Source organism: Vibrio sp. Isolate24 (assembly GCF_022398215.1).
Taxonomy (GTDB): Bacteria; Pseudomonadota; Gammaproteobacteria; order Enterobacterales; family Vibrionaceae; genus Vibrio; species Vibrio coralliilyticus_A.
Map to the genome: position 1 here is coordinate 562,577 of NZ_JAKEUU010000001.1, position 14,738 is coordinate 577,314.

General features: G+C 42.7%; 15 protein-coding genes. 10 read left to right on the top strand and 5 right to left on the bottom strand.

The features are described from left to right. Window positions 1-206: 206 nt before the first annotated feature. The 5 genes from L1D23_RS02455 (at window position 207) to L1D23_RS02475 (ending at window position 5,537) form a co-directional block, all read left to right on the top strand. Entirely contained in the window at window positions 207-1,952 is a 1,746-nt protein-coding gene (locus tag L1D23_RS02455; protein ID WP_239864011.1) for a bifunctional UDP-sugar hydrolase/5'-nucleotidase, read from the top strand. A 452-nt stretch (window positions 1,953-2,404) separates the two neighbouring features. Next, complete coding sequence (locus L1D23_RS02460) at window positions 2,405-3,364, top strand: TerC/Alx family metal homeostasis membrane protein (RefSeq protein WP_239864012.1); 960 nt, start codon at window positions 2,405-2,407, stop codon at window positions 3,362-3,364. A 286-nt stretch (window positions 3,365-3,650) separates the two neighbouring features. Then, complete coding sequence (locus L1D23_RS02465) at window positions 3,651-3,839, top strand: hypothetical protein (RefSeq protein ID WP_239836284.1); 189 nt, start codon at window positions 3,651-3,653, stop codon at window positions 3,837-3,839. A 123-nt stretch (window positions 3,840-3,962) separates the two neighbouring features. Then, window positions 3,963-4,661 (top strand): DUF1223 domain-containing protein, encoded by a 699-nt coding sequence (locus tag L1D23_RS02470; RefSeq protein ID WP_239864013.1) that lies wholly within the window; start codon window positions 3,963-3,965, stop codon window positions 4,659-4,661. A 90-nt stretch (window positions 4,662-4,751) separates the two neighbouring features. Then, window positions 4,752-5,537, top strand: coding sequence for a transporter substrate-binding domain-containing protein (locus tag L1D23_RS02475; RefSeq protein ID WP_239864014.1), 786 nt, complete (start codon window positions 4,752-4,754; stop codon window positions 5,535-5,537). A 92-nt stretch (window positions 5,538-5,629) separates the two neighbouring features. Here L1D23_RS02475 and L1D23_RS02480 read toward each other — a convergent pair whose 3' ends face one another. Then, the gene (locus tag L1D23_RS02480; protein ID WP_239836287.1) at window positions 5,630-6,187 is read right to left on the bottom strand and encodes a PhnA domain-containing protein; all 558 of its coding nucleotides are present in this window, start codon (window positions 6,185-6,187) and stop codon (window positions 5,630-5,632) included. Between the two features lie 234 nt (window positions 6,188-6,421). Between L1D23_RS02480 and L1D23_RS02485 the strand changes: the two genes are divergently transcribed. Further along, window positions 6,422-7,504, top strand: a complete 1,083-nt coding sequence (locus L1D23_RS02485) for a site-2 protease family protein (protein WP_239864015.1) — start codon at window positions 6,422-6,424, stop codon at window positions 7,502-7,504. 28 nt (window positions 7,505-7,532) lie between these two features. Here the strand turns inward: L1D23_RS02485 and L1D23_RS02490 are convergent, their stop codons facing one another. Further along, a complete protein-coding gene (locus tag L1D23_RS02490; RefSeq protein WP_239864016.1) occupies window positions 7,533-8,321 on the bottom strand; it encodes a M48 family metallopeptidase in 789 nt (262 codons plus the stop codon). An 84-nt stretch (window positions 8,322-8,405) separates the two neighbouring features. On the opposite strand from L1D23_RS02490, the gene L1D23_RS02495 reads away from it, so the two are divergent. From L1D23_RS02495 to L1D23_RS02510, 4 genes are all read left to right on the top strand, one after another. Further along, complete coding sequence (locus tag L1D23_RS02495; RefSeq protein ID WP_239864018.1) at window positions 8,406-8,858, top strand: hotdog fold thioesterase; 453 nt, start codon at window positions 8,406-8,408, stop codon at window positions 8,856-8,858. Beyond that, entirely contained in the window at window positions 8,858-9,091 is a 234-nt protein-coding gene (locus L1D23_RS02500) for a DUF3389 domain-containing protein (protein ID WP_239864019.1), read from the top strand. The genes L1D23_RS02495 and L1D23_RS02500 overlap by 1 nt, the downstream gene beginning before the upstream one ends. Window positions 9,092-9,166: 75 nt before the next feature. Further along, the gene (locus L1D23_RS02505) at window positions 9,167-10,894 is read left to right on the top strand and encodes an SgrR family transcriptional regulator (protein ID WP_239864021.1); all 1,728 of its coding nucleotides are present in this window, start codon (window positions 9,167-9,169) and stop codon (window positions 10,892-10,894) included. Next, window positions 10,878-11,129: a hypothetical protein gene (locus L1D23_RS02510; protein WP_239836293.1), complete on the top strand. Its 252-nt coding sequence runs from the start codon at window positions 10,878-10,880 to the stop codon at window positions 11,127-11,129. Before L1D23_RS02505 ends, L1D23_RS02510 begins: the two co-directional genes overlap by 17 nt. A gap of 451 nt (window positions 11,130-11,580) precedes the next feature. Here the strand turns inward: L1D23_RS02510 and L1D23_RS02515 are convergent, their stop codons facing one another. The 3 genes from L1D23_RS02515 to cueR all read right to left on the bottom strand — a co-directional run bounded on the left by L1D23_RS02515 (window position 11,581) and on the right by cueR (window position 14,681). Then, window positions 11,581-12,300 carry a 3'-5' exonuclease gene (locus L1D23_RS02515; RefSeq protein WP_239865361.1) on the bottom strand — a complete coding sequence of 240 codons (720 nt, stop codon included), beginning with the start codon at window positions 12,298-12,300 and terminating at the stop codon, window positions 11,581-11,583. 7 nt (window positions 12,301-12,307) lie between these two features. Further along, window positions 12,308-14,197, bottom strand: a complete 1,890-nt coding sequence (locus tag L1D23_RS02520; protein WP_239864023.1) for a DUF294 nucleotidyltransferase-like domain-containing protein — start codon at window positions 14,195-14,197, stop codon at window positions 12,308-12,310. Window positions 14,198-14,294: 97 nt separating this feature from the next. Continuing rightward, window positions 14,295-14,681, bottom strand: coding sequence for a Cu(I)-responsive transcriptional regulator (gene cueR, locus L1D23_RS02525; protein ID WP_239836295.1), 387 nt, complete (start codon window positions 14,679-14,681; stop codon window positions 14,295-14,297). Window positions 14,682-14,738: the final 57 nt, after the last annotated feature.

The window sequence follows — 14,738 nt, forward strand, 5'->3', positions numbered from 1 at the left end:
CTTAAAGCATAATAGAAAAACCTCGTATAAGCAGAAGCTTAACTCACAAAGTTTGTGCTTTCTTGGTGTAAAAGATGAATAGAGTTAGGCGATTAAACTCACTTTTATTTATGTATAGAGAATCAGGCATACAAGAAAAATGTGAAAGTTAATGAATTTGTCATAGAGGATGGGATACGATGTAGTGGATTATGAGAGAAGAAAATATGAAATATAAAAACAATAAAGCAACCAAGATAAGGCTTGCGCACATCAATGATACCCACTCGTACTTTGAACCAACGTCGTTGCAGTTAACGATCAATGTTGAAGGGGAAACCCTGACACCTTACGTTAGCGCAGGGGGCTTTGCTCGTATTGCAACACGTAAGAAGCAACTTGAAGAGTCTTTGTCAGATCAGCGTGAAATGCTATTCCTACACGCTGGAGACTGCTTTCAAGGGACATTATATTTCTCGCTATTTAAAGGGGAAGCGAATGCGACTATGCTCAATGCTCTAAATATTGATGCAATGGCGTTAGGTAATCATGAGCTGGATATGGGTAATTTACCGGTTGCCAAATTTGCTGAGCAAATTGAGTTTCCCCTACTTGCTGGCAATTGGGATCTGTCGAATGAACACTCACATAAAGAGTCGACGCTGAGAGACAAAGCATGGGTATATTCGTTCTTACCGGAAAGCCAATCAGCTCAATGGATTGTGAAAGAGGTAAATGGAGAGCCTATTGCTATTTTCTCCCTAGCTCTCGAAAAAATGGCAGACATTTCTAACCCTGATCCAGATACCCCATTTGTGAGCTCGATTGAAACCGCAAAGCGCACTGTTGAGGACATTCGAAATCATGGCATTAATAAGATCATCCTCTTAAGCCATATGGGTTATGAAGCTGATCAAGATATGGCAGAGCAGGTGGAAGGAATTAGCATTATTGTGGGGGGGCATAGCCATCGCTTACAAGGTGATTTCAGTTCACTCGGCCTGCAAAAAGATGATGAATACGGCATTAAAATTAACGGTACTCATGTTGTTCAAGCTGGCTACCACGCCCTCAGCATGGGGCACTGTGATATTGATTTTAATGAACACGGCGAGATCATCAGGTTTAAAGGGCAAAATGAGCTGTTACTAGGGCGTCGATTATTCCTTGATGCCAGTATGAATGAGAGCACCGAAGAATTGCCTTATAACCTTGCTCGACGATTTATTGATGAGCACCCCAATGTATTGGTGTGCAAAAAAGATCAACAATTGCAGGGGTTGTTGAATGAAAAGTATGTGACTCGGGTTAGAGCGCTACAGCGCAATGTTATTGCTCATGCAGATAAACCACTACGTCATATCAGAATTCCTGATGAAGTAGGTGCGAGCGAGCTGGCACCTTTGGTCGCTGAGTCTTTTGTTCACTCTATGAACAAAATTGGACATAATGCAGAATTTGCTATTCACAATGCAGGTGGTGTTCGTAATTCGTTGAATGTTGGCAATGTGTCAGTCGCCGATATTGCTGGCAAGTTACTACCGTTTGCCGTACCAATTGGTGTCTATCGACTTAAAGGGAAGGACATTGCCGCAGCACTTGAAGGGGCAATCAATAACGCCACAAATAATGGTGTAGAAGGTACTGGCGACGGATCCTATCCATATACCTACAACCTGAACTTTCAATACCTTCCGGAAGCGGAAAAAGGAAACCGGATCGTTGGTCTAGAAATCTATAGTGATCAGCTAGGCTGGCAAAAGATTGAAGAAGAGCGGTACTACACCGGAACCTCTTCAGCCTATACGATGAAAGGTAAAGAAGGTTATGAAGCTTTGTTAAATATGCTTGATGACGGTGTGGTGACGACAAGATCGATGGCGGACTGTTTTATTGAGTTGTTAACGGACTTTCCTGAAACACTGAATAGACCGCAAGAGAAAGTGCAAATATGGTGGCATAAAGGTTGCTAATTAATCCTTTGAGTTAATTGAGTAAGTAAATGTTACTCGGAGGAATCTATGTGGAGTAGAGACTGGATCGACGTAGCTGTCGTGGTTAGCTGGATAGGCGTTTGGTCTGCATTGGTATACTTTCTCCCTATTGGGGGAGTATAACTTAGTAAGAGTTATTGCGTAATGTAAAAAAGGAGTCAAATCGGCTCCTTTTTCGTTTCTAGCTATAGACGGAGCCTAAACGTCAGAATACAATCCGCACTGTTTGGGGAGTAGTCGCCTCTGGTTTACTTATCGTCATCTCGTTAGACGTCGTTCTATCCGGTAAGTATAAATGCCGCTCTATTCATTTAGTGCGCTTTTCGACGAGACCAACGCAATCAAGTATCCAATGTAGCCATACATTGGATTGGTTTTGTTTGCGGTGGGAGAGTCATGCACAATTCTGAACCCTCCGCTCTGGAGGTATAATGACCCTATCAATTTATCTTGGTTTTGGTTTGCTGACACTGTCGATGGTGGCATTGGATATTTGGCAGACTCGTGGCGGTAATATCAGTATTAAAAAAGCGGCAGTATGGAGCGTATTTTGGTTTCTGCTTGCGTTTGCCTTTGCCGTTAGTATTTATTTCTTCTGGGATATATACGCCCCGGGAAGCCAATATAGCGCAGAGAAAGCCACCATATCATTTATCACTGGTTATTTATTAGAGAAGTCTTTGAGTGTTGATAACCTGTTCGTTTTTGCCATTATTTTTCATCAGTACATGGTTCCGGAACATTTACGTCCAAGAGCACTGCTATGGGGGGTGATCGGGGCGCTTGTATTACGTGCCATTATGATTGCAGTTGGTGCACAATTGCTCGCACAGTACCATTGGGTCTTGTACATATTTGCGTTATTTCTGATTTGGACTGGTATTCAGCTTGCTAGGGATAAAGCTGAAGAGGGCATTAATCCCCTGCCTGAAAAGCTAATTAGAAAGTGGGCAAGTGTGACGCCGGATTTTCGTGATAATGCATTGAGTGTTGTGGAGCAGGGTAAACGTGTATTGACGCCAATGGCGATTGTTATCGGCGTGATTGCGTTTATGGATGTGATGTTTGCACTTGATTCGATACCAGCCATTTTTGCAGTTACTCAGGAGCCTTTCTTAGTGCTAGCGGCCAATGTGTTTGCTTTGTTGGGGTTGCGTTCGCTGTATTTTGTACTGCAAGGGATGATGGATAAGTTTATCTACTTAAAACCTGCTCTGTCATTCATCATGATCTTCATCGGGATCAAGATGATGTTGGTGGGTTCTCCGTGGGAAATTCCGACACCATTATCCTTAGCTGTATTATTGATCACCATGCTGGTGGCGATAGTTGCTTCTGTACATAAACAAAGAAAAACGGCTCCTTCCCTCGAAATAAGTATTGATAAATAAACTAATTCAACGGAGACGAATTGCTCCTTTTTATACGTATTTCTTGTAAATTATTTGTGACTTAAAGCATGTTTATGATTGCTTTAAAAATAAAAAATGCAGATTTTTTTGGATAAAAATGCACTATTTGGATATTGTTTTGCATTTTATTTGAATTTTCATGTTAAGAGGTTGTTTTATTAGAAAAACTAATCTCAAATAATAAAATTTGTCATTTTTTGAACAATAAATAATTGCTTAATATTCCCCCATCGAAACGAATTACACGATTTATAGAGAGGCAATCATGGCACAGGCAATGCACATCGGAACTATCGAAGCTCCAATCTCTATGGACAAAAAAACCTACTCGGTTACTTTCAAAGGATTGATTGCACACCTATTAGATATTCTTTTCACAGACGATACGCCACGCGCTTACTACGCGAGCGATATGTCTGGCCACATGCAAAAGGATATTGGTCTAACTCGTTAATTGACCAAGTCGTAAAAGAGATTAAGCGCTAGCAGAAATGCTAGCGCTTTTTTTTGTTTTCCCTCATGAAATAGAGTGTGCGAAACATCGGTCATAGTCAGTAGAACAATAAAGGATCTGTCTATGAACCCATTACTAGCAATATCTTTTGTATCGAGTCTATCTAGTGGACAAATCTGGTCACACGAAGGTCAACCTGCGCAGGTAATAGAGTTATTTACATCTGAGGGCTGCTCCAGCTGCCCACCTGCGGACAAATATTTGTCGGAATTTGAAGAAGACGACCGTCTGTGGAAAGACATTATTCCCGTTGCTTATCACGTTGATTATTGGGATTACTTAGGTTGGCAAGATGATTTTGCTAAGCCTGAATATTCGCAATTGCAAAGGTTGTATCGAGCGTACGATGTGGTTGGCAGTGTTTACACGCCAGGCTTCATCGTTGATGGTAAAGAATGGCGTGGTTTTTTCAACTGGTTGAATCGAGAATTACCAGCACTAGAGCCAAGAAATGCTGAAAGGCTAACACTTAGCCGAAAGGGCAGTCAGTTTACTCTAAGCTTCGATAAGTCCGGTTACCTTGATGCGACCATCATCTTTTTAGCGAATAACAGAACAACGCTTGTGAAAGCCGGTGAGAATAAGGGTAAATCACTCGAGCATGACTTCATCGCTAAAGAGCGTCAGCAGAGTCGTTCAAATACAGGAATATGGCGCTTTGAGTTGACTAATGAATTACGTGATATTGATGCTGTTGTTGCATGGGTCACAAAACCAGGCAGCTTCGAGAGAATCCAGACTGTTGGGGGAGAAATAAAGTAGCGCGTATTTATATGTTACAGTGTCATGATTGAGGTATTGCTACTTTTGTACTAGAAGTATAAAGGTTGAGCTTATTAGTAGGACATTAATATGGGCGATTTTAGCCGTTTAGCAAAACTGCCATTTTTATTGTTACTGCTGGTCTCTTCTCTCCAAGAAGTTTACGCAAAAACAGTTACATTTGTTACTGATATTTGGCCCCCTTATGTACTTGACGCATCAAAGAATCAGGGAAAAGGGTTTTTTGTCGATCTAGTGATCGAGATGTGTGAAAGTGAAGGAACGAAAATAAACATTACTTATGTCCCTTGGCTAAGGGCAGAGACCATGGTCAAACATGGATCAGCCTTTGCGGCATTCCCTTATGCAGTCACTCAAGCGAGAAAACAATTTGCAGATTTTTCGATTGCTTTAACTCAATCTGCGAACCCACCACGAATATTTTATTACCGGCCTTCTGTACCTCAGACTAAACCTATTAGCCTTGAGAAGTTAATGACCTACCGCATAGGTACTTATCTTGGTTATTACATAAAAGAACAGTTTGATGAACAGGGGCAGAAATACGTTTTAGCTCAAACAGAAGAGAGGGCGTTTAGATTGCTTCAAAAAGGTCGCATAGACTATTTGCCTGCTGATCCTGAATCTGGATGGAAGTGGATCGCGAAACTTTTCCCTGATTCGCAGCACCTCTTCGATGTCTTACCGGAACCTTTCCCTGGAACTTCACTCCATTTGATGGTTTCCCGCTCTTTTCCTAATGCCAAAGAAATCCTTGCCCAATGTGAATCAGGGTTCCAGCAAATGATAGATTCCGGAAAGTATCACGAGATGCTAAAGCGTGAAGGCAAGTTAAACTATGCGATACCAAACTAAGTGGTGTCCTTAGTGATGCAGAGAGAGCATCTCAAACTGAGATGGACTAAAAAGGGCGCTGAATAGCGCCCCGAGTAATCATGAAGTAACAATTACTTTTTACGGCAGTATTCAGCGATAACGTACATGGATTGGCCGCCGTTTGCCTTACCAGAAACTAGCTTAGGATCGTCGCCGATGCTGATACCTCGAATAACGGTGCCTTGCTTGATGACTTGATTAGTGCCTTTAACAGGTAGGTCTTTGATAACCGTTACGTCGTCACCTTTTTTAAGCTCAACGCCGTTACAGTCAAGAGGCTTGTCATCGGCAGACATACCAATCATGGCCCAGTTCATTTGCTCTTCTTCCATGTACATCATATCTAGCGCATCTTGTGCCCAGCTTTCACTGTTCAAGCGCGTCAACTGACGCCATGCAGTGACTTGTACACCTGGAACTTGACTCCACATACTGTCATTCAAACAGCGCCAGTGGTTGATGTCTTTCGGGTCATCGATTTCGCCAAGACATTTCTCGCAAACCATAATGGCGTGATCCACAGTAACATGGCTATGTGGTGGTACAGCGTAGGCTGTCAGTGGAGAATCACCGCTGCACAATTCACATTTGGATTGACAACGCTCTAGCATGGTCGCTTCAGAAGACATATTGAACTCACATATTAATAGGGACTTAATTAAGGTCGCTATTATCCACTTTATCCATCGAAAATAAAGGGATATTGAACAGAGGAGTATAGAGAAGGTGTCATTGAGTTACTTTTTAATCTTAACTGAATGTCAGGTGTGACGGTGTCACTATTATCTGCGAGTTTTCTTTGCCATTTGTCTAACAATTGGCATAATTGGCGCCGCTTATATAACAAATTACTAGGACAAACATTGGAACTGCTTTCTATTGATTTTTTGGGAAAGCCTTTGCGCTTAGAAGGTTCCCTCGCTGGCTGGCAACAACTTTTTTGGGACAATCAATTGGTCTCTCAACTGGACGCAGATTCAGAGCGTGGTAAAAAGTCTGCACACGAGTTTAAATTGCTTAATGGTGAAGAAGAACTGATTTGTCGACTTGAAACCTCTTTGGAATGGCAACCGTTCCTGATCGAATATAAAGCGATATTGAATGACCAGCTTGTCGTTCAAGGAAGCCGAGATACGAAGGATATTGAAAAGCAGACACCATTCACTCCGCTACAACCAGAGAAAAAATGGAGCCTGTTGGGTCTATTGTCACTTGGTGTAAAAGCTTTTAAGAGCGCAAAACTCATTAAGGTAGCGCTTGCATCAGCCAGTCTCGCGGCATACTCATGGCTGTTTTCTTTCCAGTTTGCACTGGCGTTAATTGCTTGCTTGATTTTCCATGAATATGGGCACGTTAAAGCGATGAAATACTTTGGAATGAGGACTAAAGGTATCTATTTAGTTCCTTTTCTAGGAGGTTTGGCGCTCAGTGATGAGAAGATAAACACACGTTGGCAAGATGTAGTCATTTCAATAATGGGGCCTATGTTTGGCTTTGTTCTCTCGTTGATCCTGGTAGTACTATATTGGGTGACGGGAGAGATGTTCTTTGCCGGTTTAGCTGTATTTAACGCATTTCTAAACCTGTTTAACCTATTGCCAATATTACCTCTTGATGGTGGGCATATTTTAAAAAGCATTAGCTTTTCTATGAATAGCTTAATGGGGATTCTCCTCTGTACCGCTGCAGCACTGGGTGGGGTTGCACTGAGTTATTCACTAGGGCTGACATTGTTCGGCTTATTGCTTGCCTTAGGGACTTTTGAAATCGTGATTGAGTGGCGTAGTCGGCATCACAGTCACTTGCTGCCGCTCGATCGTTACGGTCAAGTCGTCGCTGCGGTATGGTACTTGGCGTTAGTGACTGGATTAATTGGGATTATTTGGTATTTCGCGAGTACTGGTGACCAATTACTGCGTTTACCACTGATGATTCTTGGAACATAAGAATGGGGAGTACGAGCTCCCCATTACTTTAAGAGCAATTCGGTTTTTTCACGTTGTAGTTTGGTAGTGTTTTTATTTTTTCTGACAAGTCGTGGATCCGAGTTCCATGTGAAGGGTGAGTAGACAATAACTCAGGTGGCTGACTGCCACCGGAAGCTTTCGCCATGTTCTGCCACAAACTGATGCTTTGGTTAGGGTCAAAACCTGCTTTAGCCATGATTTCCAACCCTACCAAGTCTGCTTCTGATTCTTGCGTTCGACCGTAAGGGAGTAACACACCGTATTGCAGACCGAGCCCTAACGCTGCCATTGTTGCACTTTGGTATTGGGCATATTCGGATGAGCCCAAAGCTATACTGGTGATTTGTAATCCTGCATTTGCTAACTGAGATTGGGACAAACGCTCATTACTATGATCCGCGAGAACATGAGCGATTTCGTGACCAATCACAGTGGCAAGTTGGTCTTCATTTTTTGCCACTTTGAGTAAGCCAGTGTAGACGCCAATTTTGCCACCAGGAAGAGCGAAAGCATTGACTTGGTCACTGTCAAATACGACCACTTCCCACTCCTTAAACTCAGGTTGTTGCGGTACTTGCTTCGTGACGGCTTTAGCCACACATTGCACGTAGGCATTTATTTTTGAGTCTTGACTTATCTTCTGTTGCTGCTTCATTTGCTCGAAAGACTGGGTGCCCAACGTACTCATGTCATTATCAGAGAAGAGCAGTAACTGATTGCGCCCTGTGGGTGAAGAGGTACAAGCGGCCAATCCTATGATGGCGGCTAGGGTTGTGTGTTTCAACCATGTTTGCATGGATTACTCCGTTTCACTCTTATTATTTTGCTAATCATACCATTAGGTTACAATGCGTTGTAACGAATCATTACGAGAATCTATATGACTATCTGGAAACGACCCATTGATCTTGAGCGTCTCAATGCGACGTCTGAAAACACTTTGATAGATCACCTCAAGATTATTTATAGCAACGTTGGAAAAGATTTCATTGAAGCGACAATGCCTGTCTGTCACTTCACTCACCAGCCTTTAGGTATGCTTCACGGTGGGGCTTCAGTGGTTTTGGCGGAAACTCTGGGTTCTGTTGCTGCCAATTTCTGTGTTGATGAGGATGCGTATTGTGTTGGTTTGGATATTAATGCCAACCATATTCGATCGATGCGTGAAGGCTATGTGATTGGCCGGGCAGAGCCGATTCACCTCGGTATATCGACGCAAGTTTGGCAAATTAACATTACTGATGAACGCCAAAGGCTTGTATGTACTAGCCGATTGACTATTGCGGTTAAGAAAAAACGCAACGTTAAGCAATCTCTTAAGGTAAACCAGTAATGGTCATTGAGTTTAAAAGCGGAAAAATCATCGTGACGGTGCATGAAATTGTTGTGAAAGTTGCTTCGGAACATATGATCACTCTTTCTGCCCAAATCGACGCGATTCAACTCATAGGCCGAGGTGCCAATGTTATTGCTGCAAATGGCTCGGAGACAAAGTGGTCGATTAAATTGGATAACGCACAACAACTGTCCGAAATCGCGAGTGAAATCGGGATCGACATTCAATAACACTAAAACTCACTTGCTTCTTTAAATTAAATAAGGAAACTTAATCTAGTTATAAATCTATGAGATTTCCTCTTTATGAGTAGCCCTAGACTGCGTGTTCAGTTCGAGACCTTGTTTGAGCATTACAATGGCAAAGATTGTGGTGTTCAACTTGAAGATATTACCGACATCCTTTTTTGTACCCGCCGTAATGCACGTATCGTGCTAAATAAAATGGAAGAAGAGGGCTGGATAGAATGGCACCCCTCACCAGGCCGCGGAAAGCTTTCTCAGCTCAACTTCAAGCGAAGCCGAACCGATGTCAGTGAAAATCTTGCTCGTCGATATTTAGAGGAAGGTAAGATCGGTCAGGCGCTGAAAGTGCTTGACCAAGACTCAGCTAAACTTGCGCAGGTAGTTGAGAGCTATTTAGGTGTCCAGCAACTTGAAGGGCAGCAAGTTCTGCGTTTACCGTATTATCGTCCACTGTCAATGCTCAATCCTACCAAACCTGTCCGTCGTTCAGAACAGCACATTGCACGTCAGATATTTAGTGGCCTGACACGCTTAGATGAAAGCGAAAAACTTTGTCCAGACCTTGCCCACACATGGGAAATGCTGTCACCAAGGCATTGGCGCTTTTATCTGAGGCCGAATGTCCGTTTTCACAATGGCGATTTGCTTACCACCAATATTGTTGTGGACTCATTGTTGGAGCTTAAAGAGAAAAATCTGTATTCACATATCCATGACGTGGTAAGCCCAGGCCGTTTTGTGATTGACGTGTTATTAAGTAAAGATAACTATCATTTACCGCTATTATTGTCCGAGTCGGATGCAAAAGTCTTGTTACCTAAAAAGTCTAGGGCTGAAGATTATGATTTAAACCCAATTGGGACAGGCCCTTATAAGGTAATTCAAAATGATGATAAACGCCTTGTTTTACAGGCTTTTGATGGTTATTTTGGCTTCAGACCTTTAATGGATCGTGTAGAAGTTTGGGTTATTGATGATATTCACTCGTCAATGGTGTTCCCAAGTATGACTAATCCGATTAAGCCAGAAACAGGGACCTACAGTGATGAGGTTGAATTGGACCCGGGGTGCACCTATTTGCTGTTGAATAGGCGAAGTGGCCTTGCGAAATCTGACGATTGGGCCAATTACTTTAGTCATAGGCTTGGTTCGCTAAATCTCTATCAGGAGCTTCCTCAAGAAAAGATTGTGGAGCTTGGTGTATTGCCTGCACATGGCCTAAAGCCAGGCTGGTATCACCACACTAGGCAAGGGCATTACACGTCACCACCTTCTTATCGAAAGGTGACCATTGCTTACCATGGTCAGCACCCTATGTTTCCAACCTTAGTGAAATGCATCGAATCATTGTTGAAGCAAGACAACCTTGAAGTTGAGCTAATTAAGTATGACATTTCTTTACCGGATGCTGATGATGTTGATATCTGGGTTAAGCCTATGGGGATCGCCAACAACCGAGAAGATGGACTTGCGGGATGGTTGCTTAACTACAGCGATATTGAACAATTAAGCAAACCCGAAGATTTCAAATATTGGTCTGGCTTGGTTGAGGTGTGGCAGGCAGAAGAAAATAGTGCATTCCCAGCAAAAGACTTAGGTAAATCTCTAGTTGAACGAATGCAGATTATCCCTATGTTTCATTGTTGGTTGGGTATTAGCAAAGACCAATGTGGCTCATTACAGAATGCTAAATGTAACGCGTTGGGTTGGTTTGATTTCAGTCAGGTCTGGTTAAAACCAGAGAAGCTTATTCAAAGTTCAGAGATGTTAAATGGCCAAACCGAATAAGAAGCAACCGAACAAAACGGTCGATATTTATTGCTCTAAGTGTCAATCCAAACTGTTCAAGTATCGCAAAGGTGGTAAAGGGGCTTTAGTGAAGTGCTTTAAAGAACGGATCGTTGAGGACTATACAAAAAAGACATGCTATTGCCCTGAGTGCGATAGAGAGTTTGCGAGAGAAACTTTAATAAGAGGAACGCCAGCTTATAAAATTATTGGCGGAAAAGTTACCATGAAGTAGGATGTATTTAGCATAATCTTTTAACAAAAATAACAGTAATTTTGATGAACAAATTTGTTGAAAATGAGGCTAGGCGCACCGATCTTGATCTGAGTCGACAAAAATCGTAAAAATCTCGTTAATAACTATCATTGATCTTTAAAAGTGTTAGAATGGCGCTGTTTAAAAATCAGTCCAGTCTATCAACTTTGCAAACAATAGGGGTTATCAATGGAGCTAGGTCTCATCATCGCTTTCATCGTCACGTCAGCTGTAATGGTTAAGAAAGAGATGACAAGCTCAAAATAATTGCTGTTTCATTCATAACATTTTTGTTTTCCTTTTTGAATGAACGATGGAAGCTCCCAGATTCGGGGGCTTTTTTGTTTTTTAAACCCATTCATCGTTTGTAAAGTTTGTTGGTAGAACCACCTTCTTATAAGGTGGTTTCTGCACCGGCTCTATATTATTTTTAAATCCACACTTGATTGAGTTTTGTCGTCCGTTCGTAATGATGAGCGATTTGTGCCTGCAGTAATTCGGCAGTAGCGACTGCATCAGTTAAAGCGTGGTGTGGTGTGTAAGGTGGAAGGCCGTAACGTTCACGGCTTGCGCCTAATCTGACCGAGGCAGGTTTCTTGCCCAGAACTTTATTGAGAATCCCACCACGTAGGCGCTGTTGATGGAGTGTTTCAAGGTGCATCGTATCGACAACAGGAAACTCGATACCTTCATTGATGCGGTCTTTCAGTGCTCGATCAAGAAACTCTCGCTCTATTCTTTGATAATGCACCACCATGATTCTACCTGACATCTGCTGCAACACCTGATCGTAAATATTTGATAAATCAGGGGCGTCAAGAATATCACTGTGTGTGATGCCGTGAATAATGACAGATTCCTCAGCCAATTGCTGGCGCGGTCGTACTGTCCAGTGATGGGCTTGGTTAATGAAGATTCTATTGAGATTAAACGGCACCGTACCAATCGTGATAATGTCGTCTTTGTCGGAATCCAAACCTGTTGTTTCAAAATCCATCGCCAAAAAGGTTACATCTTCGAGGTTGGTTTCAGCACTAGGGATACCAGTATTGTAATAGTCCTTGAGTGAAGCATCTCGACTTGTTTGTTGCTTTGCTGCAAACTTGTTTTCCCAGTCAATGGCAGGTGTGTGCATCATTTTTCTGATCATCATTTACCTACTTAAAGTTATTGCTGGCTTGGTAGCGGAACTTAAGAAAATTTTGTGCATTACTGAGAATTTGAAACGCATCTTTTAAGTTGCGACGCTCAAAGTCGGACAAGTTCTCTGGTTCAATATTGTTATCTGGCTCGATTTGATTTTCGACATCAAAAGCTTGGTGGCGAATACGCACCATGGAGATGAACTCTAAGGCATCTCGTAAATCTCGTGCTTTCCCTTTGGGGAGAATGCCGGCTTCGTGAATGTCATCAAGACGCTCAAATGAGTTGGTTGAACGCGAGCCAACCGCCAAAGCATGTACACGGATCAGATCTGCAAGAGGGGCAGTGCCACGACGTTTGAGGTTGATGGAATTCTTATGCTGGCCGTCTTTCTCCATGACAAAATCTTTAAAGAATCCGAGTGGTGGGGTGCGATTCATCGCGTTTCGAGCTAAACAGGCTAAGAAACGGTTGTTTCTACGTGCGCGCCTGACGATGAAACCATTGAGCTGCTCAGCCCACTTCAGACGACCGTAAACACCGACCAAGTCAAAGAAGATAGAGGCATTTAAAAGTGCTTTTGGATTTGGATCATCAATCCAGTCAGCAAAACATTCTTCCCACTCTGTCCGTGTCATGCGCCAGTCAGGGTTGGTTGCCATAATATCGCCAGTGCAGTAGGTGTAGCCGCATTCGTTTAATCCATCACAGATTTTCTTCGCCAGCGCATCGAAGTATTCATTGTGCTCTTCTTCAACGTATGAATTATCAAGAATAATGGCGTTATCTTGGTCGGTTACTAGGATCTGTTCATCTCGCCCCATTGAACCTAAAGCGAGAAAACAATAGGGAATAGGAGGCTCGCCCAGCTCTTCTTCTGCCAGTTCAATAATACGTTGTTTAAAGCTTTTGCCTATCACTGACATCGCACTGCCGACCATGTGCGAATTGGCATCTTCGTTCACCAAACGCACGAAACTATCCTTGACTTGCTCGGATAGGGAAGCGAGTTCTTCAATGGATTGCTGTTGGAAGATGCTACTCACTAGCAGTAGAGAGTTTTGGGATTCATAACGAACAATGTCAGTGGCTTCAATAATACCAATGGGCTTTTTGTCTTTCAAAACTGGAAGATGGTGTACGTTGTAGCGTAGCATCGTGAGCATAGCTTCATAGACGTAGGCATTGTGGTCTAACGAAATAACCTCAGTGGTCATCACACTGGATACTTCATCACTGGCATCGAGTCCCTCGGCGAGTACTCGGGTACATAGGTCTCGGTCTGTAATGATTCCGACAAGCGGTGAGTTATCTTCTTCGTTATCCTCGAGGATATCTGGATCAATGATTAACAGCGATGAAACGTTTTCTTCAGCCATTTTTATCGCGGCATTCTGAATAGTTTCTGTTTTCTCTAGGAAGGGGGCTTCGCCTGTCAGCAAAGTGCGCACTTTGGACGTCGTTAGATCGTTTTGTTCATTGGTGCTTGAAACGGCTTGGCGTAAGCGGGCGGTATCTTCGACCTCTACAAAGTCAGCGAAAGCTTCGTGGTTGTCGTAGAGCTCCTGAAATACGGGCTCTGGGATGCAGTATACCAAGGTGTCTTTTATAGCTTTGACCGGAAATCGAACTTTATTGTTGGTCAACAGGCCCATTTGACCAAATAGGGCTCCTTCATCGAGGCGATTATAGAGCTCACCTTTACGTCGATAGACTTCAACGACGCCACTCCGAACCATGTATAAATCGTGGATTTCATCACCAAAATGGATGACGGGCGTATCCTCGCGAAAATAAGAAATTTCGACATGTTTGGTGATGAAGTTAAGGACTTCCTCTTCTAGTTCATCAAAGGGAGGGTGCTGAGAGAGGAAATTTTTTATTTCCAGTAATTCTGCTTCCATGAAGACATCCGATCTATCAGTGTGGTCTTTCAATGTTACATGATCTGCGGATGTACTTCATGGTGAAGGGTTGAAAAGATTAGGAAAATAACCAAGTCTACTTGGTCAGATCTTCAATAATAGGACATTCACTGCTTTCATTACCAGGACAGGCATTCACCCAGCCTTTCAATTGCTTTTCAATTTCTTTCAATTCCCGAATTTTGATTTCCACCTCTTTTAGCTTTTCCTGAGCTTTCGCTTTTACTTCACTGCTTTTCCGTTTTGGGTTGTGGGCGAGTTCGACAAATTCTTTACACTCCGCCAGTGAAAAGCCGGCATTTTTGGCTCTTGAAACCAAGTTAAGCTCTTGAACATGCTGTTCATTATATTCTCGATAACCTGCTTCACTGCGGCTAGGGGAAGAAATGACGCCTTTTTCCTCGTACAGGCGAATGGACTTACTGGATAATCCGGTAAGTTTCGCTACTGAGCCTATATTCATGGGGAACCTCTGCCAATGGGTAAGTTGTTCGCATCGAAATTTCATGATCAGTTTTAC